Source organism: Rossellomorea yichunensis (assembly GCF_032337515.1).
GTDB classification, from domain to species: Bacteria; Bacillota; Bacilli; order Bacillales; family Bacillaceae_B; genus Rossellomorea; species Rossellomorea yichunensis.
In genome coordinates this window covers 284582-307742 of sequence record NZ_JAVYAD010000006.1, presented here as the reverse complement: position 1 = coordinate 307742, position 23161 = coordinate 284582, and the positions used below count along the sequence as shown (strand labels likewise).

Here is a 23161-nt window from a genome sequence, read left to right as displayed (position 1 = left end):
TGGATATTGAGGAAGGCGCCCTTGTTACAGGGCACCTTCTGAATGTTTATAGTGCTTCTACCTTTTTCAATACGGACTCGATTTTATATCCGTTTTTCCCGGTTTCTTCATATACCTCTTTAATCATGCCGATTCCCGGTGCATAGTACATGGTATTGATGGTATTCACATCTCCGTTTTTCACCGTACTTCGGACAGCGACGACATTTTCGTATGTGTCATAAGGAACTTCGACCGTTTCATCTTCGCTGATGATTTCCCAGCGTGTGGTGTCGCCTTTGCCTTTATGCTTTATATCGGCCAGCGGCTTCGCTTCTTTATCCGCGGTGAAGTTGTCCAAGATGCTTTCTTTCACATTCTTTGGGTTACTTTCTTCATACACGACTTGAATGACATCCTGTTCCCATTTAAGGACCTGAAGAGTGACCATCTCTCCTACTTTGAATACACGTTGAACATGCGTGTCATTGTGATCCACTACCGTCTCCGTTAAGCTAAAATCCTTATTTTCAAAGGTTTTGACCATGTTTTTTTCAGGTTTGAGCTGCTGGAGTAACAGGTTTACTTCTTCTTTATCCGTTGTATCCTTGTCTTCATCTGATGTTTCTTCTTCAGGAGATGCATCTTCGGCCGGCTCCTGAATATCCTCTCCATCCACTTCTTCCTGAACAGTGGAGGTATCCGATTCTTCATTAAGAGAGGTATCTTCATTCGACGTTTCGCTTTCAACCTTAGATGTATCCGGTTCTTCCTTATTTGTTTTCTCACTCGGCGAGGAAGCATTGCATGCCGTAACGACAGTCATAGACAAGATGAGCAGAGAGACCAGAAAGAAATTTTTACGACTGTTTAACATGGGTTGTCCTCCTTAGTACAAGACATTCTTCATTTTTTCAATGATGCTGTCATCGACTTTTCCGCCTACTTTGATCACTTCTTTAACACCGGTTGATGGCTGATACTCAAGGATGAAATCCTCTAAATGCCCATCTAATGAACCTCCGACCAATACGATCGGTGCCTTTGTTTTCACAGACAGCGCAGAAGCTGTTAAAGCGTCGGGATAATTCGTTCCTGTTGAAACGATGAATTTGTCTGAACCCATCAATGATTTAAATTTCGTCAGCACTTTGGCAAGTGTTTTATAACGGTCTGTTCCTGAAAGCCTTTCAACATTCGTTGAATATCGTTTAATCGACTGTTCAACCGTTGAAGAAATCGCATTTCCTCCCCCAAGTACCTTCACTTGCTTTCCTTTCAAGTAAGTGAGTGCGGAAGAATTGATGCTGTCCTTGCCCGTCAGCACGATGGCCCATTGATTGGCTGAAGCGATCGGTGCAGCGCCCAGTGCATCGGCGTAATTTTTACCTGATGCGACAAAAGCACCCTTTACATTCGTCAGCTTCTTATTAATAAGAAGATTCGTTTCGTAACGATCAGCGCCGCCCACTCTGGTAACCGTCATACCAAGATTCGCTAATCGATCTTGAACCGCATTTGAAACGGCTCCCTTACCACCGATCATGTATACTTCATTCGCATTCAGTCTCGTAAGCTCCCTTTCTACTTCTGAAGAAAGCTCGTCCTTAGCCGTTAATAGAATAGGTGCGTTATCCAATTGAGCTGCCAGGGGCCCTACTGAGAGTGCGTCTGCGAAATCATATGCGGTTGCTAATACAACAGCCTTTTTCGCTTTGGAACTTGAGAAACCGTTAGGATAAAGGTCTTTGGAAACTTTGATCGCCGTTTCCATTCGATCCAGTCCAATTAAGTTTGTATCGTTGATGAAACGATTGATCTTAACCCCATCGATACTCGACCAAATGACTCCTTTAGAATCAATATCAACCACTTTTAATGGTGTTGCCTTCCATTTAGCGTAATCGATTGCGCTCTTCACATCATAATAAGACCATAAACTTTTTCCAGCCTCTGTTTGAACGCTGTACTTTTTCGATAAGTAATTAGACCAAAGAATCTTTTCAGTGTGCTCATCTACTACTCTAGTATTTGCTAATGTTTCTGCATATTGAATAGCGTCTTCTTTAATCGGGTAGGTTTTAAGCTTTTCATTCCCTTTTTGATAGACACTGTATTCATTTAAATTCTCGTACACTTTTTTCTGCTGGTATTTATCAAACACATATGTATTCGATTGGGACTTGGAATATTGAATCGCTTCGTCTTTCGACTCGTAAATCTTAAGTCGTTTGTCCTCAGCATTGTATACTTCAAATACTTTGAAATAGGAAACAATTCCATCCTTGATACCCTCTGCTGCATTATTTTGGAACGACCATGTTTTGATCAGGGCTTCCTCTGTCGGGTTCGACATGAACCCCATCTCCAATAGAAGTGATGGCATCTGTGTATTACGGATCACATAAAACGCCTGATTATTTCTCATTCCCTTGTCTGTCAATCCAATGGCATTGACCGTACTCGGATGAACCGTTTCTGCTAATCTCTTCGATTCACTTCCATACGCTACCTGAATGGGATCTGGCGGGTATTCAGCTTCCCAGGCATATTTATTATCATAATGATACGATTCGAATCCACGTACATACGGGTTTGTAGGTGCCGCATTGTGATGGACGGAAACAAAAACCGTTTGATCATTCTTTCCTCTAGCGAATGAATTAGCTATATCTGTACGCTCTTGAAGACTCAAATACGTATCTAAATTATCGTGAGTCATATAAACATTAAATCCTGCTGCTCTTAGCTTATCCCGTAATTTTTCAGAGATTGCCAGATTGGCATGCTTTTCATAATAACCAGTTGAACTCCCAGAATATCCTGCTGTTCCTGAATCCCAACCTCCGTGACCTGGGTCAATGACTACATTCTTCTCTGCTGATGCCAGAATTGGAATGACTAGAAACATCGTCATCGTAACAACAAGCATCGCAATCTTTTTCTTCATTTTTCTGCATTCTCCTCCATAATATTAAAATTTTCCTTTATTCTACCATTATTATCGGCAACAGTTGACATACTTTTGACATGTTTTCGTAAAGTTTTACATAAACATCAAAAAAGACACTCAATCTCCTTAAATTAGGATCATTAAGTGTCTTTAATATTTATTGGAAATGAAATGATGTACCCCACCGTAATAGAAAAGTTTATCTCACGACCTTTATTATTTCATTATAAAGATCTACCATTCTCTTTGAATTATCTTCCCAATCATAATGATTGATTACATGTTCCCTGCCGTTTTTCCCTAGTTTCTCTCGCTCTGAAGAATCTTTATAGAGATATAATAACTTTTCTGCTAAAGCAGCTGGATTCTTCGAGGGGATCAGATAGCCTGTCTCTCCATCCAACACCACTTCCGGGAGACCACCGACATCTGTAGCGATAACGGGTACGCCACAAGCCTGGGCCTCTACAGCTGAAACTCCGAAGCTTTCAATCAAGGAAGAAATGACAAATATATGAAGAGATGAGATGAAATCAGGAACATCCTCATGAGCGATTCTTCCTAAGAACTCTACATTCTCAACTATGCCCAGTTCTTCTGTCAGTTTCATATACTTCGTCAAGAAAGGTCCGTCCCCGGCCAGTTGCAGGCGTACATACTGGCGCTCCGATCCAAGTGTATCCAAGAAAAGCTTGAAGCCTTTCAGTAGATATTCAATCCCATATTTCGGCTCCATTCCCTTAGCAATCCCGATTCTGAATTGCCCTTCCACCTTCTTCGTTGGATTAGGTTTGAATTGTGTTATATCAACACCAAATGGCGTAATGGACAATGGCTTGTTCTCATCTATATATTTTTTTGTTTCCTGTTCAAGTGCAGGGCTCGTTGAACAAATATAGTCTGCTTTTCTCAAGGCGTACTGGAGGATGATCCGATTCATCACGTTCCGCTTGGGGAAATCATAGATGTCAGACCCCCACACCGATAGAATGTAAGGACTGAACCCTGTTAACGCTCCTATTAATCCGTAGCTAGAAGCATAATGGGAATGGATGAGATCTGGCTTATAGTCTCGGATGATCTTCTTAAGCCTTGAAACCGTAAATAAATATGAAATCTTATGATTCAATTTCAGATTTAAATAGACTCTGCTTACATTCTCCCAAGGGATGTGTTCAGAAGAGTCTTTATGGTTCTCTAAGCTAATATTGATGACCTCGATACCAACCGAATTATAGTAATCAAGCCATTTCTTCGTATGTACATTATTCGCTGGTGCTAATAATAAAACTTTCATAACTCGGGTACCACACTCTCTTTTTTACTACTGGCTTGCTGAAATGATTGACAAGGCCTCTTAAAAAACCGACTGTCAAAAGAAATATATTCAATAATATCGTTTGTGATATAATATACTAATTGATTTGATACTTCTTATCATAATATAAAAAGCGATTAAATTGAATTTATTTGTAAAAACTATATAAATTTTGTTAAATCACAGTGATAAAAATTGTACGTTCAGAGAGGTATTTCCATGTTTAAACATACGTTTATCTATTTTCTATCTAAAGGTGTGCCCGGGATCATCAACTTCGTGGCCATCGCCTTATATACACGTCTACTGTCACCAAGCGAGTACGGTGAATATGCACTGGTCATCGCGGCTGTAACATTTGTGAATACAACCTTGTTCCACTGGCTTAGATTAGGATTGCTCCGCTACAACCCTAAATACGAAGGCAATCAGAAAGCCATGTTCATCAGCTCGATCACAGCTACATTCATTTCCATGACGGTCTTGACGGTGTTCCTGGCTACAGGTGCATTCATTGTCTATACACCTTTTCATTCAATGGCTCTCTTATGGTTCCTGGGAATCGGATTACTCACCATGCAAAGCATGTTCGACTTATTCACTGAATACTTGCGTTCAGAGCTTTCGTCCAAACTATTCGGAGTTGTGACAGCTTTAAAAGTGGTATTATCCCTTATCACCGCTGTCGTTCTGATTAAATTCTTCGGGTTCGGGGCAGAAGGGATCATCCTTGGACTGATCATCGGGATCTTCCTGTCGATTGTCTTCTTTATTCCGAAGTACCTTCACTTAATTGACATTAAGTTGATTGACCGGGATATGATTAAGGAAGTCGTGAAATATTCCATTCCATTTATTGCGGCTCTTTCGATGGAAGCAATCATCCTAAATACAGACCGTTACTTGATAGGCTGGTTAATGGACAAGGCTTCTGTCGGGATCTACGCCGTTTCTTACGACTTGGCCAAACAAATCCTGTTCTTATTGATGATGATCATCAATCTCGCCGCTTACCCACTTGTGGTCAAAGCCCTTGAAACAGGTGGAATCAAAGAATGTCAGAAACAACTAAATGAAAACACGTCCCTGCTGTTACTTGTGTCTGTCCCTGCTACCACAGGAATGATTTTATTAAGCGATTCCTTTACCGGGATCTTCCTGGGAGAATCCTATCAGGGAAAAGCAGCGACGATCTTTTCACTGATTGCGCTGGCAATCTTTATCCAAGGCTTTAAAATGTACTACTTCGACCTTGCTTTCCAGCTCGGGAAAAATACGAAGCTGCAAATATGGCCAGTGTTGGCCGCAGCTGTACTGAATGTGGTCCTGAACTTACTCTTAATACCGGAGTACGGCATATTCGGATCAGCTTATGCGACGATCATTTCATACGTGGTATCCGTTTTATTAAGCGCGTTAATTGGAAAGAAAATCTTCCCGCTTACGTTTCCGTTCAAAGAAGTCGGAAAGATCTTTGTTGCGACTGGTGTGATGGCGCTTCTAGTTTGGCCGGCACTTGCTGTTGATGGCATCTTCGGCTTTATTGTGCAAATTGCAGTTGGAATTGTTGCTTATGGGGCTGTAGTATTGGCTTTGAATATTAATGGAATACGCCAGCTTGTTATGCGTCGATTGAAGAAATCCCCTCAGTGATTGAGGGGATTTTTTTGCGGGGTTTTTCAAGAATGGTTTCGTGTCCATTTTGCTGGTTTTCCTTCACCTCTGGAGTGGTTTTGGTTCAAGATGGTCCTTGGATGTGGACTTTGACTCTTTGACTAGATGGAAGGCCGATTGGCGTGATCAATCCGTGCCTTGAAATGGCACTCGGCACGATAATTGATCCGGTTTGGGATGGAATTGATCCTGATTTAGAATAATTGATCCGGTTTGGGCTTTATTAATCCGAAATATCATTATTTGATCCCAATTCCAATTAATTGATCCTTCGTGTTGAATTTTCTTTAAATATGTGTGTGAAATTCCATCTACCTCAAGTTCCCTCTCTCGCCATCAGGCAGATAACCAATAGCTGAAAGAGCGTAACTTTGGCTTTCGGATTTTTCTCTAGATGAGTAAGTGTTTGATGTAATCCTTCCATTATGAAGGGGTTTTTCCTTAAGATTGTCCTTTTTAGCTGGGAATGCGGTCTTCGACTTGCTTGAGGGCCGATTGGCGTGATCAATCCCTGCCTTGAAATAGCACTCGGCACGATAATTAATCCGGTTTCGGATGGAATTGATCCCGATTTAGAATAATTGATCCGGTTTGGGCTTTATTAATCCGAAATATCATTATTCGATCCGAATTCTATTTTATTGATCCTCCGTGTCGAATTTTCTTTAAATATGCGTGTGAAATTCCATCCACATCAAGTTCCCTCCCTCGCCAACAGGCAGATAACCAATAGCTGAAAGAGCGTAACTTTGGCTTTCGGATTTTTCTCTAGATGAGTAAGTGTTTGATGTAATTCTTCCATTATGGAAGGGTTTTTCCTTAAGATTGTCCTTTTTAGCTGTGAATGTGGTCTTCGATTAGCTTGAAGGCCGATTGGCGTGATCAAACCGTGCCTTGAAATGTCACTCGGCACGATAATTAATCCGGTTTGGGATGGAATTGATCCCGATTTAGAATAATTGATCCGGTTTGGGCTTTATTAATCCGAAATATGATTATTTGATCCCAATTCCAATTAATTGATCCTCCGTGTCGAATTTTCTTTACCAACTGTAGCATTTGCCAATCACCCTTAAGGTCCACACCTACTAAAAAACCCACGGAGCATCACTTCACTCCGTGGGTTCAATCTATAATTTCTATTCCTCGTAACTACTTGAATCCTCAGTTTCTATAGATTCCTCATAAACACCAGAATCCTCATTGGTTTCCTCCACCCCAGTTGTATCCTCAACCAAGGCATCGTCACTTACCCCATCTTCCTCCACATACTCTGCATACGACTTTGGTTCTTCACCATTCAAAAAGTCTTTTAATGCCTCGGTATTTGCCTCCAGGTCTACGTCTAACACGGCACCGGCGCCTTCATATCGGGCATTTTCAAACGAGTTGTCGATTGGTAATGTCATGGTTTCGATGTTATCAACCGGATTCAGTACAAATTCTTTTGCAAGACTGATTCGGTCCATCGAGCCAATATTCGTTTCGATATATGGTGAGACTGTCCCCATCAGTTTAGGAATTTTGGATACTCCGTTTAATGACAGCATCTCATCTTTCAAGGCATTAATGACTTCCTGCTGGCGCTTAACACGGCCGAAGTCTCCTTCCGCGTCATGGCGGAAACGGGCATATCCTAATAGTTCCTTACCGTTCAATTTTTGCAAACCTGGCTCCAGAGTCACATTAATATTAGTGGACATTTCTTTTTCCACATTCATTTCAATTCCATCTGGCGCCAGTGCATCTACAATCTTTTGGAATCCTTTAAAGTCCATTAAGGCATAATATTGTACATCTATATCGAAGTTCTCTTTTAATGTTTGTCGAAGGAGTTCCGGCCCCCCTAGGAAATAGGAAGTATTCAATTTATACTTTCCGTATTCCGGTACATCTACATACATATCCCTCATCAATGATACCAATCTGGCCTCACCTTTGTCAGGATCGTATTGGGCAATCATGATCGTATCTGTACGGGATTTTTCTTCACCCCTCGTATCCGAACCGAGGAGTAACACATTTATCTTTCCATGCTCATCTTTTTTCCCATTAAATTCAGGAATTTCTTCGGATGCCGCCTGTGTCTTGCCGGCATTCATTTTTCCAGTTTGATACTGGAAAAGAAAATACGCTGTTCCGATGCTTAGTCCCAAGAAAGAAAGTGCAAGAAATATGCGGAAGAATCTCTTTCTTCTTCTCATCCGCTGTTTATAATCATTACGAGTCTTCATGTATGTTTTCACCTTTCAAATCGAAGATCAATACGAAAAATAATTTTATCATGAAATAGATTAAAAAAATAGAATCTTACATAAATGTAATCTCTGTTTAATAATCCTATCAAAAAAGACTCTATCGATAATCGATAGAGTCTTTAGGATTAAAACCTACTATTTTAATAATACAGCTTTTTGTATAAATCTCCAAGCTCGTCTTCCACATTCATTGCACCAGGTCCTCCGAGCAGGAAGAACTCTTTATATTTCTCGACTGCGATAAAGTTGTTGACGCTCGTTGGCAGCTGTTCCGGATTAGACAATAGGAGTGGGGCCTTTTGCTTTGCTGCCAATACAGATCCCGATAACGCATCCGGGTAGTTTTTACCGCTTGCGATCAGGGCTTTTTCATCGGGATTAGCAAGTGGAAGCTTCTTCGCGATTTGAAGAGACGTTTCGAAACGATCCAATCCGCTTACCCGCTGCTCTGCTTTCACCTTTTTCATGACGCCATCACTGATGACCCCTGCACCACCCACAACGATCGTGCTATCCACTCCAGTAAGAGCCTGACTCGTATAAGAAGAAACGGCATCCTTGGATGTTAATAAAATCGGGTATCCTTTGACAGAAGCATAAGGTGCCACTGAGAGAGCATCCGGGAAGTTCTTTCCTGAAGCGATGATCGCTTTGTCCGGATTCGGATTTACTTGCTCCGAAATGAGTTGGGCTGTTTCATAACGATCGACGCCACCGATTCGGTCAACTTGCAATCCCATTCCTTCAATAGCATCACTGACTCCCTCGCTGACTGCCCCTTTTCCACCTAAAATGATGATGTTCGAAGCCTTTAATCGCTTGATCTCATCCTTCGTTGATTCAGTCAGTTTATTTTTATCCGTTAATAGAAGTGGCGCATCATTTTTATAAGCAAGCGGGCCACCCGTTAAGGCATCCGGGAAGTTATAAGCTTGTGCCACAACGACCGTATCCGCCTGATCCCAGCCAGACTGGGAAATATCAACGGCCGTCTTGATTCGATCTGTACCAGATAGTCGCTCACCGATTTTGTTTAGTTCGCTTGAAGCAACGTATGCCTCTTGTTTATTGTCTTCACGTTCAACGTTGTACCAGACGAAGTGATTCGGATTCTTGGATTGATCGTATTCAAATCCTTTAAGGATTTCAAGTACTTCCGTTTCACCACTTGGAAGTTTCGCAGAGACTTCATCAGACTCAGAAGTTGGTCGTTCTCTAAAACGGGAACCATCTGCAGAAATGACCAGGTCACCTGCTTGATACGAATGTTTTGACGTATGGGCAAGTCCCTCTACTTCATACTGCTTTTTGTTGAATAATAAATAATTGTTTGGCTCCCCGGAGTAGGTGAAATCCGATTTGGCAAAAGAAAACTCGACTCTATCATTCTTGAAAATTCCGGGATTCCCACTTACAAGCTCTGCATACACCCGTTCTTGATAGCTTCCGAAGTTTCTTTGGCCTGTCGCCATTTTGATCGGACTATTTTCCTGCACCTGGCCATTGTAAGCTAAAAGGGCAAAATACCAGTTCTCGATGATGTCACGCTCATTATCTCCGACAGTAGGGATGCTGGTAGAGCGATTCCAGTTGGTTATGCCTTTCTCACCGAGCTCCCACTTTTCGTTCAGGATTTTGATACCTGATTCGATATTGAAGGCGATGTCATTTTTCAAACGTTCAACATCATAGCCTGCTGTATCAGTCACTTGCATGATTCCGATCCCGCCATCACCCGAAATATTCGGTTCTCCGTCTGACGTGAATTGCTTCCAACCGCTCTCTTCTGCAGCTACTGCCTTCACGATTTCTGCTGGAACGTCATACTTCATTGCTGCTTCCGTCAACAGTCGATTAATTTCATATTTTGATGGGTTTTCATACCCCGCTGCCTTCGAATTGATCGGACTCGCCAGTGTCGCAGTAAGTGCCACCGCTGCTATTCCGGATACAAGCTTTTTCATTTTTGGATTCATTTTGTTCCCCTTTTAATGTTATTTTATTCCATCTTATCATAGTATCTAGTAAACTATAACCCTTCATTGGCAAAAAAAAGATAGAGAGGAATCCTCTCTATCTCACTCGTTCATCATATAATGATCAATTTCCCATGCTTTTTCTATGGATAAAGCACCCGGTCCACCTAAAATATGATAACTGGTCCTATTGGAAAATACATTGATCGATTTCTGTAAATAGGGGTTATGCTGTTTATCTACCAATACAACCGGGCTATCGGTCCTTGCAGCTAGCGGGCTTATGCTAAGGGCATCAGGGAATTTCACTCCTGTGGCAAAATAAACTGAATCCGAATCTTCCGAAGCAAACGTCTGATGAACTTTATAATTGGTTTCATAACGATCCAGACCGTAAATTCGAAAATGTCCCGGCAATTGATCAACCATCTTATTTGTAAGGATGCCCTGACCGCCGATCACGTACGTCTTAGAAATTTCATTCTCTTTCATATACGTACGAACCGACTGTGGAACCTTGTCTTTTTGAACAAAGAGTACAGGATATTGCATACTGCCACTATAGGAAGCGACCGACAACGCATCAGGATAGTTTTGACCCGAGACGACAAATGCCTTATTGGTTGTGTATGGAATGGCGTCATTGATCGCTACGGCCGTTTCATAACGGTCCACGCCAAATAGTCGAGCGGTCGAGATTGATAGATTCTTAATCTCATTTTCAACCTCATGAGAGATGGCATTTTCCCCTCCGATCATCAAAACATGAGAAGGGGTCAACCTTTTCAGTTCTTCCTTAACGGATTCACTTAATCGATTGTTCTTAACCAATAGAATCGGACTATCCAAATGAGATGCCAACGGGGAAGCTGCTAAACTATCCGGGAAGGAATCACCGCTTGCTAAGACAACAAACGATCCATACAATTTGTTGCCACCGATCGTCAACTCTTCTTCCTGTAGTGAGTTCCAGCCATTCTTAGATATTTCTACAGCTGTTTCCACAGAAGTCAGTCCGTAGTGCCGATTTTTTGTTTGGACATAGTTCAGCGCTTTTTCTGCGTTGATCAAACCCGTTCCAAGCCTTTCGACTTCAGGTAATGGGGTAGTGGAGTTTTCAAGAACATCCTTTACCTGCATACCTTTTAGAAAAGGGTATTGCTGTTTAACCATGGCGGAAATCGAACTTACAATGGCTGTTGACATACTGGTACCATCCAATGTCTCATAGCCACCCATCCATGTGCTGAAAATGTTCGTTCCCGGGGCAGATACATTTACTGTATCCCCATAGTTTGAGAACGTCGATTTAGCCAATGTCGCAGAATCCACGCTTCCTACTGCCAGGACATCCGGGTAAGTTGCCGGGTAAAGAACTGCGTGCTCATCATCGTTACCTGCAGCACCTACCACGAGAGCACCTTTGTCCACAGCGTAATCAATTGCATCCTCTAGTGCTTGCATATTGCTATAGCTGCCAAGACTCAAATTGATGATATCTGCTCCGTTGTCCGCTGCATAACGAATGCCTTTAATAACCGTTGACATATAGGTGGTCTTACCCTCAAACACTTTGACAGGCATAATTTTTACCTTTTCAGCAGCAGAAGCAATACCCATTTTGTTATTGGTCACAGCCCCTACAAGACCCGCAACATGGGTCCCATGTCCTGACGTATCGACAGGGGGCTCCCCTTCATTCATGAAATTCTTTCCTTCTATTAATCTACTGCGGAGCTCAGGGTGTTTCAGATCAACACCTGAATCGACAATCGCCACGGTAACTTCCTCAATGGGATTGTAGCTTTCCCAGGCTTCCAATACCTTCATTACCTGAAAATCTTGGTATTGATTATTAAAATATGTATCATTTGGCGGAGCAGCTTGTGTATGTACGAGCTGATCGATCTCTGCATATTCCACGTTTTCATTATTATTTAATTTGGTTAGAGTGCCAGGAACATCTTTAGCAGGAACTTCTATGACTTCTAATTTCCCTTCACCCGTGTCCGATGACTGTGTCGATATATCACCTTTTTGATCCTTGTGAACCACCAAAAGTTGAACCTTCTTCTCATCATCCGCCTGCGCAAATCCGTTTGGAAGCAGGATGCAACCAAATAAGAAGATAATAGAAGTGATTATTCTCATTTTCATTAAGCCACTCCTCTCTCAGTTGAATGTCATTTACATCATCTGTAAAAAGTATATAAGATGGTGGAAGGCCTGTCCATGAATTCAAGAAATTTTCAGAATAATAGGCTGAAAGACCTTTATGTTCATATTAAAAAAATTCTTTTGCATCTGTTGCCATTTTAAATAAGAAAGTAGTAGTTGAATTCCGCTACAGGATGCTCGCTTTCCGAGGAGGTGGCGGTGAGCTTCCGGGGTCTCACCTGTCCAGGCATTCCCCGCAGGAGTCGAACATCCTTCTGCTGCAATCAACTGTTTAAGCATGACTCTTCCAAAAGATACAAATATAAACAACACTCTTTGCCAATAACTCTCCTGCCTGGGCTCTGTCAATCAAGTGTGAGTTGTATGGTGAGGGAATTTAGTAGATCTGGTTTTAGACCAGAAAGAGAGAACGTCGAGAATGCTTGACTTCCTTCCCGGGGAATCTTGTGCTTGGTAGAGAAAATAAAAAAAGCCACCCGCTATAAATAGCAGGTGACCCTATTAAACTCTATTAGTTTGATACTTTTCCTTGAAGGTCTTCTCTTGCTCCTTCACCAACTGCACCTTTACCACCAAGTACAGTGACAGAAGTGATTTTGTTCTGGTACAGATACTTCGTTAAGAAAGCGTCTACTTCTTTCGGTAATCCATTAGGATCTGTCAGTAATAGTAAACCTGCGTTATCTGTTACAAGTGGAGCAGCAGATAATGCATCCGGGAAGTTCTTACCGCTGGCAACATATAACTTATCTGTGCTATTGGCGAACTCTCCTAGGATTGCAGCCAGTGTACCATAACGGTTCACACCAGAAAGTACTTTAACATCGACAGCTACTTTCTTAGCTTGAGCTACTACATTTTCTGGGACAGCTGACTTACCACCAAGCACATAGACTTTCTCGTCTTCAAGAATGGCTTTCGCTTCAGCAGATAAATCTTTTCCATCCGTTAATACGATTGGCATATCATTCGCACCGGCAATTGCCGCAGCACTTAGTGCATCTGCAAAGTTCTTACCAGTTGCAACGAATACACCGTTTCCTTTGAATCCAAGCTCTTGAAGCTTCGAAACGATGGCAAGGTTTGTACCGTAACGGTTTGGCATACCATCTGTTTCTAAGCGTTCGATATCAGAAGAGTCGATTGAGATGCTGTTCAATTGTGTGAATACATCTTTGGATACGACACCTTCTCCACCAAGGATATACACATTTTCAGCACCAAGACGTTCAATTTCAACTAATACTTCCTTAGAAAGTTTCCCATCGCTGCCTACAGGTAAGATTGGCGCATCGATTGCGGATGCCAATGGACCTGCAGATAATGAATCAGGGAAGTTGTATCCAGTTGAGAGGATAACTGTTTTGTATTCATGGTCATCGGCAAAGCCATCCATATGAAGCTTTTTGGAAACTTCGATCGCAGTTCCTACACGGTCTAGACCTGATACTTCATTGATGATGTCACCGTCTACCTTGATTGGAAGCAGTGATAATACTTCATCCGTTTTTGCATCAAGTAAATATACTGCTCCGATTGATCCAACTGACTCAGATGGAGTTGTAATCTTTACATCTGTCGTTAAAGATTTTCCAACTTTAAGGTTTTGTGAAGCATTGGCTTCTACTTTCCCTTTCCCTTTTTCACCAGGGGACAGTACGCCAAACTCATTGACTGATAGATCAAGAGTTGTCGTCGGATCCATTGTTGCATAGCCTTCAATGGCAATTGTGTACGTATCATCCGGTAAAGAAGTCAATGAAACTTTTTCATCAGATGTCGCACCTGCAGAGTAAGCTACCTGGTTACCTTTAGAATCAAAGATATATAGATCTACGTCATCAGTAGAATGTGATGGGTTTGAAGTTTGAACTTCTAAAGATACGTTGTTCTTCACTTTGATATCTTTGTAGTAAAATGCATTGTTACCTGGTACTTCTACCTTCTCGGAAGAAAGCTTAGGCGTGCTGAATGGTGCACCGACAACCTTCACTTCTCTCGCTTCAGATAAGTAGTTTGAGAATGTTACAGATTTCGTCATTTCAGTGTCAGAAGAAACATTACCTAAATCAATTTCACCTGGTTCAGCAACCACATCTTGAACAACAGCCTCTAATTGATATTTATTTACTTCTTTACCTGCTTCCGGTCCGGAAGTCCCATAAACATGTACTTCCCATACCCCTGGTTTAGGAGACTTGAATACATGATCTTCAACGCCCAATCCACCGGCACCGTATCCAGCATACCCTTGGAACTCACTTACTTCCACTCCGTCAGGATTGAAGACGATCGCGCGTACGCGGCCTTTATAATCATCATTTTCACTGATTGCATTCAGTGAGAAACGAACTTCACTTACACCTGGTTTTACGTCAAATGTATAACCTTTTGTTTGAGAAGATTGTACTTCACCTTCTTCGCGGAAGCGGAAACGATTTTCCTGATTAAACTCATGACCGGTAACAATTGTTTGAGCTGATCTAGCTTCTACATAAGGGGTAGACGCATCATCAAAGACTAATGTCTCAGCATTTACGCCTGTCTCTAATTTCGACGCATCGTAGTCGACTGTAATCGTTTTGCTTTCTCCAGCTTTAAGATCTACTTTCGATACAGATGGCTTGATCCAATCGCCAGTAGGAGATACATCCAGGCTCTTATCTTCATCCGTCTTGTTCTCTACTAATACTTCAACGGTTTCAGGAATTTCTTTATTTCTTACATATAGACCCGGACCGCCGGACACTTTCTCTCCGTGATAGACCGTTACGTCTACATCTTTAATATCTGTGATGAAGTTCTTGCGCAGATACTCATAAGCTGCCGGAACATCAATCAGTCCGCCACCTTCTTGAGCACGGTTGTATCCATCTAAATGATTAGCCGTTTCAATCAATGCTTCACGGGCAATTTCATAATTAAATGGAATACGATCTTTCTCAGCTGCAGATTTCAGCAACGCTACAGCTCCAGCAACATATGGTGAAGACATACTTGTACCCTGCATCACAACGTACGGTCCATTTTGTACCGGATGAGCAGCAAATGCAGATCCAGGTCCAACGATATCAGGCTTTTGATTCCCAGCTTCGTTCGGCCCTACAGAAGAGAAGTACCATAATCCTTGTCCCTCTTTAGGAGTACCGTCTGCATTTTTACCATATGGATAGGAATTGTATTCTTTTGCCCACATGTCAGCCGTGATATGTGCACCAACAGAAATGATAGGAGCTACGTCACCAGGTGATCCAACTGTGTCTGCACCAGGACCGGCATTTCCAGCAGATGTAACGAATACGATATCTGTATCTTCACTTAGGACTGTCATTAATTCTCCATAGGATCCCAGACCATCATTTAAATCCGGTGAAGAACCTAAGCTTAAGTTAGCAACATCGACGCCAAATCCGCCTTCTGATTTAGGAAGCGCCGCATCGACCATAGCCTTTTGGATACTGAATGTAGGGGCTCCGCCAGCTGCTTTGAACACACGCATACCGACAAGCTCGGCTCCAGGGGCAACCCCTTCACCGGCAACGGCACCGAAGGCATTCGCTTTTGCCGGACCGTTTGCGGCAGAAATACCCGAAACGTGTGAACCGTGCCCGTTGAAGTCAGTGAATAGATTAATCTTCTTCAAACCTGCACCGAACCAGTTCAATTCCATATCATTGACACGGAAGTTCGCTCCAAGCTTCTCATCTTCTACATTTACATCGAATGTACCTGTTTCGTTATTCGCATAGGCTGTTTCGTCAGTGAAGTCATTATCCATATCTGTATCGATATAGACTTTGTCCCCTGCCAATAAAACAGAGAAGTTATCAGAATTTCCATTTGTCCCATCGGCATTTAAATCCTGATTCGTCCAGTTAGCATTCCCCTGAGGATAAGGATTTGTTTCAAATGCCGTTTTCCCGTAGTGTAATTTATCATCGGAAGCGTCAATCCCTGCTGTATTATATGTAGTTTCCCCTACTGTAATGGAGTCACCTTCAGCATGTCCTTTATCGAATAGCACGTCTCCCTCGGAAAGATAATTGACACCGTCACCTAAGTATTTTTTATAGCGCTCTTCAATGCCATAAGCAAGTTGACGATTCGAAATGGTGTAGTCTCTTACAGCGACAATCTTAGAATCACCATATTTACGTGTTCCTTCTTCAAGACCCTCTGTGAAGGATTCATGACCCGGATCGGGACCTGAGTCAATGATTCCGATACGTGTACCACTACCATCAAACTTATCGTGGAAATCATCTACTCCGGTCGGAGCATGAGTTTCTGCCTGATTAGGTTTTACAACCGCATCTTCATCGACCTTATTTTGATCCTTCACGGCTAATTCAGGATCCTTGACCTCGCCTAATTCGATTTCAGCATTTTTACCCACTGTACGAACACTCTTAAGGTCAAGAACTTCCATCACTTTGCGTGTAGGTACATCCGCTAAGTAAACATAGTTCTTATAATTCTGTTTTACCTTAACGCCAAGCTTCTCTAATTGACTAGTCGCATCTACTTTACCGTTACCTACGATGACAAGCTCTTGAACAGCCTGCTCACTCATAGAAAGTGCCACAACCTCTGAGAAATTCGAAACTTTGAACTTTTTCGTTTCCTGTAAAGCAGCTTCTGCTTTATCAGGATTGAAAGCTGTGATTCCAGCGAATGAGGAAGTTACCAAAGCAGCACTGGCCATAACCGAAAATACCTTTTTCTTAAACGTCAATCCCTTTTCCCCCTTGATAGATTAATAGTAGTGGTCCGAAATACTCCGCATCTTCCAAAAAAATATAATTATGGAAAAATTCGAACTCTATTTTCCATTTTAATCTCAGTTAGTTCTTTAGTCAATAAAAGGAGACGTTATTTTCAGAAAAAATAATATATTTTTACTATTGTGTTTTCATATTCGTTAAATTATATAAACTTTGTTTGTAAACATTGTCTCAGAGCGAGTGCTGGTTGATTTCCGCTCCAATCAACATAACTTTACTTTTTACTATTTGAAATTTAACAATCTATTTGGAAACAAAAATTATTTAAAAGAATATGTTTAAGGACTATTGAATCGGGTAAAAAGAAAAAAACTGCTTGCCATGTGACAAACAGTTTTACTATCATTCTATTAATTTACAACCTTCACTGCGCCCAGATAACGAGGCTTCCAATATACGTTACTCATACTTGTGATTTCTACTCCATCATTACCAGCATGGATGAACTGGTTGTTTCCAATATAGATTCCACCATGTGACGGGCCGGGCTTGTACGTTTCAAACATGACAATATCCCCGACTGCGGGAGAGCTTGACCGGCTTCCAAAATTCCAGATGTCCGATGTCGTTCTAGGCAGATCAATATCATATTTATCATATACATAATTTAAATAGCCACTGCAATCAAAACCACTTGGAGTCGTTCCACCCCATTTATAAGGTGTCCCAATATACTGTTTCGCCGTCTTGATTAAACCATCTGTATCAAAACCAAATAGACTTTGGGCTTTCTCAGAAATCACGGACGTCCCGCCAATGATCGTAAACTGATTAATACCCAATTTATCAACTGTTGACTTCACAGACGATGGGACATTATTGGATTGAACCAGCATAACAGGTGAACCTTTCTTGGCTGCAAGGACAGATCCCGTCAACGCATCTGCATAGCTTTCGCCTGTGGCAATCACTGTACTATTTGAAGATGAGTAATATTTCTCGGCGACTTTTGCTGCCGTATCATATCGGTCTTTCCCTGAAATACGGGTTGCTCGTGGTAATTGATTCTTGACGCTGTCACTTACCACGCCTGTACCTCCTACAAGAATAGAGGAACTATATTTACTTAATGCTTTCTGTGTCTCTTCAGGGACATGGTTCTTTTCTGTTAAAAGAATCGGCATTGATTTACTTGCAGCAACAGGTGCAACCGCCAGACTGTCCGGGAAATCCCTTCCATATGTAACAATGGCTTGTGATCCACCTACTAATGCAGCGATTTTCGCCGCTGTTTCATATCTGTTTTCCCCTGCCACCCTTGTAGCGGTAATCCCTAAACTCTTAAGCTGAGCTTCGACTGAGGATGAAATGACAGAACTTCCACCTAATATGTATGCTTTACTTGGCTTTAATCGTTTTAATTCTTGTTTCACACTATACGGAACGCTATCTTTTGTTACTAATAAGATAGGCGCATTATATTTGTCCGCTAACGGTGCGCCTGCTAACGCATCCGGAAAATTATTTCCCACTGCGATGACGACGGTCTTTGCACCACTGCTCCACCCTTGCCTGGATACTTTAACTGCCGTTTCATACCGGTCTACACCACTTACTCGATCTATCTGTGTACCTGCAGCTGATGCAGGGTTCTGGAAAAATAATAGGAACATGAAACTTACTACCGTGACGAAAGTAATAGATACAGGTTTGCGATAATTAGACATTTCTCAATTCCCCTTCTCTATAAATCTACAAAAACAATCTTATCATTAAAATTTTCAAAATAATTTTACAGTTATGTAACAAAATTCGTCATATTTACCCCTTTTTTGTAATATCCCTTCCTGTAAACGACACAAAAATGCCCGTTTCTGCAGTAGAAACGGGCATTTTTCGTTATTCGTTTTCTTTATTCCAATACTCCAAAAGTCCTTCTCTCATAGTGAACTTTGGATCGAACCCTAAAGATTTAAGCTCAGAAATATCAGAGTAGGATTCTTTAATATCTCCTGAACGCTCTTCCAGTTGTTCGATAGGAAGCTTTGTATTCGTAATCTCTTCATACATGCCAATCAATTCGTTTAAACTTGTCGATTCCCCAGTGCCAACGTTGAATACCCTGCCGATGGCCTCTTTTGATTCTGAAACGAGAAGATTTGCTTGAACAACATCTTTTACATAAATGAAGTCTCTGGTTTGTTCTCCATCTCCATATAATGTGAAGTTGGTTTCTTTCTTGTTTACTAACTGCTTGAACTTGTCCGTTAAGATCGATACGACACCAGAGTATGGTGAAGATGGATTTTGTCTGTTTCCAAAGACGTTGAAGAATCGAACCGCCGTTGTAGGTATATCATACAAGCGGCTGAATGCCAGCACATATTGCTCTGAGGCAAATTTATCGATGGCATAAGGCGTCAATGGTCTGATCGTCGATGTTTCTTTCTTGGGAAGTGTTTGCTCATCTCCGTAAACCGCTGCAGACGAAGCGAAAACAAAACGCTCCAAACCTCCTTGTTTCCGGGCTTCTTCCAATAAGTATAAGGTGGCTTCCAAGTTGGTTTGATGTGTATGAAGGGGATCTTCTACTGAAGCCGCTACACTGGCAATCGCCCCTAAATGGAAGATTTTTTTGAATTGGTGTTGTTGAAATAACGTTTGAATGGTTTCTTTAGAAGAAATATCTCCTTCTACCACTGTTAAGTTATCGTCCTTCGGCAGGTTATCGATTGAACCCATTGAGAAATTATCTATCACTACCACTGTTTCGTTATTGTTTAACAAATCTTCTACAATATGAGAGCCGATAAATCCGGCCCCGCCTGTAACAAGGATCTTGCTCATTTATGTTGTTCCCCTTTCAGTATGGAGAGTTATTCTTTATTTTTTCACTCTTGTAAGTATAGCAAAATTCACAACACGATTCTATTCGGTCATTAAAATGTAAAATATCCTTAATTTTCACCCTAATCACCCTTCCTGAATTACCTTCCATTCATGTCAAAAAAGGGCGAAAAATATTTATTTGCAACTATCTAGTCAAACGTTCAAAACGCTATTATACTATTCTAGATGTTATGAAAATTGGTATGGGAGTACCAATGACATCAGCTTTAGTACAGTTTTATCTAAAAATAGAAAGAACATAACAATCGGGGGAAAGAAAGATGAAAAAGTGGTTTATTGCTTCAGTGGGTTCAGCGTTACTTGCTTCAAGTTTATTCAGCACATCTGTCCTAGCAGAAAGCCCTTCCCAACAAAAGATGGAGCTTTTAGGGTACGATCGTGAAGGTTTCTTCGTCGAGGAAGAGCCTAACAATTCGTTTGCCAGTTCCAATGAAATTTCTCTTGAGGATGCCATAAAAGGGACCTTCCCTCTAAATGATGTAGATATGTATAAGTTTCAAGTCGACACTGAAGATCCATTGATTATATACGGAGGATCATGGGATGAAAACCCTGGGATTCTATTAGATGTCACTCTTTATGATGAGAACAAAAATGTGATTGAACCAAATGAAATGAGCACAAATCTGACAGATGGATTAATAGCCGATTACACTGTTACTCCTGGTACTTATTATATGTCTATAAAGGATAAGACGAATTCGGCCACTGGGGAAGAGTATGTAGTCGTTGCGTCACAATTCTTATTTGAGTCTTACGTAGACCGGATATTTGGTAAAGACCGGTATGAGACCGCTCTCGAAATTGCTTTACAGGGTTGGGGATACGGAACAGATGAAATCATTTTAGCTACAGGAAGCAATTTCCCTGATGCTTTGGCCGGTGCACCGCTTGCTTATCATAAAGACGCTCCTATTCTATTAACTACGAAGGGTTCCCTTCATCCATCAGTGGAGGAAGCCATTTTTGAATTAGGTGTCAATAAGGTGACGATCCTTGGTGGGGCGGGCGTCATTTCGGATCAAGTAGTGAAGGAATTAAGAGCTTTGGATGTCTCCGTTACACGCATCAATGGGAAAGATCGCTATGAAACGGCCGTAGCCATCTCTAAAAAGCTGCCAAATAATGACGCAGCCGTAGTCGTCAACGGAAAGAACTATCCAGATGCACTATCCATTGCGTCCATTGCAGCACAAAACGGATATCCTATTCTCTTATCTGATAAAGATAGTATTCCTGCCGCAACGCTGACACAGGCGAAGACATATGAAATGAACTATGTTATTGGAGGGACAGGTGTCATCAGTAATGCAGTTTCCAGAAAGCTGAACGACCCAACGAGGATTGCAGGGAAAAATCGCTATGAAACGAATGCAAATATCATTCGCGATTTCTACGTTCCTACCACCTTCGTCTTCGTTGCTACCGGTACTCAATTCGCGGATGCGTTAACTGGTTCTGTTCTTGCAGCTAATTGGGGAGAGCCATTGTTACTGACCACACCATATGAGTTACATCCTGAAATCAGGGACTTGATGGTGGATTATACATTCGGGGCGACGATCCTTGGTGGAGAGAAAGCGATCCAGCCAAAAGTCGAGAACGAGATTTGGTCCATTTTAGAAGGAAATGAATAATGCTGAACGCGCTCTCGTGAAGGGCGCGTTTTTTTCATATTCTCTTAAACTAGCCATTTACAGTGTGTTAAAATGAGATGGTAAAGATTTAACAAAAATAGAGAGAATATCTAAATGGGGGAAAAAGATGAAAAAGGGGTTTATTATTTCGGTTGGATACGCCTTGCTGGCATCCAGCTTATTTAGTGCGTCCGTATTCGCAGAAAATCCTGCAGCTACACTACAACAAAAAGTGGAGATTTTAGGTGATGAAGAGGAAAAATTATTATCAGAAGAAGAACCAAACAATACGTTCGACGCGGCAAATAACATCATGGCCGGTGATATTGTCGAACCGACCTATGTAAAAGGAACACTTCCAGTAGATGATGTCGATATGTATAAAGTAGAGTTAGATTCCGACATTCCATTGTATTTATACGGTTCGTTTTTGCAGGAGACGGCAAATATCCCATTGGACATCATTTTATATGATGAAAACAAAGTTGCCGTTGAACCACATGAATTCTTTGTTAATGATGAAGAAGGGTATGCTGCCCTTTACCCATCCACTTCAGGAACTTATTATGTTTCTGTTAAGAATAAAAGTGATTTAGGAGTGGATAAAGAATATGTCTTGTTGGTCTTCCAATTCTATTTCGAGCCTAATGTAGAACGGATTTACGGTGCAGATCGCTATGAAACGGCTCTTCAAGTTGCATTAAAGGGGTGGGATTCAGGTAGTGATGAAATGATTTTAGCTACCGGGACCAATTATCCTGATGCCCTGGCCGGAGCACCGCTTGCTTACCATAAGGGTGCTCCCATTCTATTAACCTCCAAGCAAACTCTGCATTCTTCAGCCAAAAAAGGAATTGAAGAATTGGATGTCGAAAAAGTAACCATCCTTGGGGGCGCAGGCGTGATATCTGATAACGTAGTAGAGGAAATTAAAGATTTGGGGGTTTCTGTTAACCGTATCAGCGGAAACAATCGTTATGAGACAGCCGTTGCCATTTCTAAGTCTCTTCCCAATCATGAGGCAGCGGTTGTCGTAAGTGGAAAGAACTACCCTGATGCCCTTTCCATTGCTTCCATCGCTGCACAAGAGGGCTATCCGATTCTGTTATCCGAGAAGGACATAATCCCTGCTTCCACCCTTGCTCAAGCGAACACATATAAGAAAAACTACGTCATTGGGGGAACAGGTGTCATCAGTCAGTCCGTCATGACTAAATTAAACCATCCAACAAGAATTTACGGTATGAATCGCTATGAAACGAACGCCAGCATCATTCAGAATTTCAACGTCCATACTGGTTCTGTGTTCTTTGCAACCGGGACTCAATTTGCCGATGCGTTAACAGGTTCCTCCCTTGCAGCACATATCGGTGAGCCTTTATTATTGACTCCCCCGGACAGATTACATCCAGCAATCAAAGATCTGATGGTTGATTACACTTATGATGTAAAGATCCTTGGCGGAATCAAAGCCATTCAGCCTAATGTAGAGAAGGACATTTGGGCAGTCCTTGAAGGCAACCAATAATCCGTAGAGTACGCGTTCTATTCAGA

The 23161-nt window shown here is 41.6% G+C and carries 12 protein-coding genes; 3 read left to right on the top strand and 9 right to left on the bottom strand.

What is annotated here, in order from left to right; all coding sequences use genetic code 11:
- Nucleotides 1-46 precede the first annotated feature (46 nt).
- The 3 genes from RSX31_RS17770 to RSX31_RS17760 form a co-directional block, all read right to left on the bottom strand.
- On the bottom strand, nucleotides 47-856 hold the full coding sequence (locus RSX31_RS17770) for a hypothetical protein (RefSeq protein ID WP_315635456.1): 810 nt from the start codon (nucleotides 854-856) through the stop codon (nucleotides 47-49).
- Nucleotides 857-868: 12 nt separating this feature from the next.
- A complete protein-coding gene (locus RSX31_RS17765; protein WP_315635455.1) occupies nucleotides 869-2929 on the bottom strand; it encodes a cell wall-binding repeat-containing protein in 2061 nt (686 codons plus the stop codon).
- A 202-nt stretch (nucleotides 2930-3131) separates the two neighbouring features.
- Complete coding sequence (locus tag RSX31_RS17760; protein ID WP_148996410.1) at nucleotides 3132-4229, bottom strand: glycosyltransferase; 1098 nt, start codon at nucleotides 4227-4229, stop codon at nucleotides 3132-3134.
- Nucleotides 4230-4469: 240 nt separating this feature from the next.
- Between RSX31_RS17760 and RSX31_RS17755 the strand changes: the two genes are divergently transcribed.
- The gene (locus RSX31_RS17755; protein ID WP_148996409.1) at nucleotides 4470-5903 is read left to right on the top strand and encodes an oligosaccharide flippase family protein; all 1434 of its coding nucleotides are present in this window, start codon (nucleotides 4470-4472) and stop codon (nucleotides 5901-5903) included.
- A gap of 1160 nt (nucleotides 5904-7063) precedes the next feature.
- On the opposite strand, the gene RSX31_RS17750 is transcribed toward RSX31_RS17755, so the two are convergent.
- The 6 genes from RSX31_RS17750 to RSX31_RS17725 all read right to left on the bottom strand — a co-directional run bounded on the left by RSX31_RS17750 (nucleotide 7064) and on the right by RSX31_RS17725 (nucleotide 19907).
- Nucleotides 7064-8158, bottom strand: coding sequence for an LCP family protein (locus RSX31_RS17750; protein WP_148996408.1), 1095 nt, complete (start codon nucleotides 8156-8158; stop codon nucleotides 7064-7066).
- 164 nt (nucleotides 8159-8322) lie between these two features.
- Entirely contained in the window at nucleotides 8323-10158 is a 1836-nt protein-coding gene (locus RSX31_RS17745) for a cell wall-binding repeat-containing protein (protein ID WP_315635452.1), read from the bottom strand.
- 102 nt (nucleotides 10159-10260) lie between these two features.
- Nucleotides 10261-12315 carry a S8 family serine peptidase gene (locus tag RSX31_RS17740; protein ID WP_315635451.1) on the bottom strand — a complete coding sequence of 685 codons (2055 nt, stop codon included), beginning with the start codon at nucleotides 12313-12315 and terminating at the stop codon, nucleotides 10261-10263.
- Between the two features lie 532 nt (nucleotides 12316-12847).
- Nucleotides 12848-17071: a cell wall-binding repeat-containing protein gene (locus RSX31_RS17735; RefSeq protein ID WP_315635449.1), complete on the bottom strand. Its 4224-nt coding sequence runs from the start codon at nucleotides 17069-17071 to the stop codon at nucleotides 12848-12850.
- A gap of 399 nt (nucleotides 17072-17470) precedes the next feature.
- Nucleotides 17471-18787 (bottom strand): cell wall-binding repeat-containing protein, encoded by a 1317-nt coding sequence (locus RSX31_RS17730; protein ID WP_315635447.1) that lies wholly within the window; start codon nucleotides 18785-18787, stop codon nucleotides 17471-17473.
- Nucleotides 18788-18959: 172 nt separating this feature from the next.
- Nucleotides 18960-19907 (bottom strand): NAD-dependent epimerase/dehydratase family protein, encoded by a 948-nt coding sequence (locus tag RSX31_RS17725; protein WP_315635446.1) that lies wholly within the window; start codon nucleotides 19905-19907, stop codon nucleotides 18960-18962.
- A 323-nt stretch (nucleotides 19908-20230) separates the two neighbouring features.
- Between RSX31_RS17725 and RSX31_RS17720 the strand changes: the two genes are divergently transcribed.
- Together RSX31_RS17720 and RSX31_RS17715 are read left to right on the top strand one after the other, a co-directional pair.
- Nucleotides 20231-21607 carry a cell wall-binding repeat-containing protein gene (locus RSX31_RS17720; RefSeq protein WP_315635444.1) on the top strand — a complete coding sequence of 459 codons (1377 nt, stop codon included), beginning with the start codon at nucleotides 20231-20233 and terminating at the stop codon, nucleotides 21605-21607.
- A gap of 127 nt (nucleotides 21608-21734) precedes the next feature.
- On the top strand, nucleotides 21735-23135 hold the full coding sequence (locus RSX31_RS17715) for a cell wall-binding repeat-containing protein (protein ID WP_315635442.1): 1401 nt from the start codon (nucleotides 21735-21737) through the stop codon (nucleotides 23133-23135).
- Nucleotides 23136-23161: the final 26 nt, after the last annotated feature.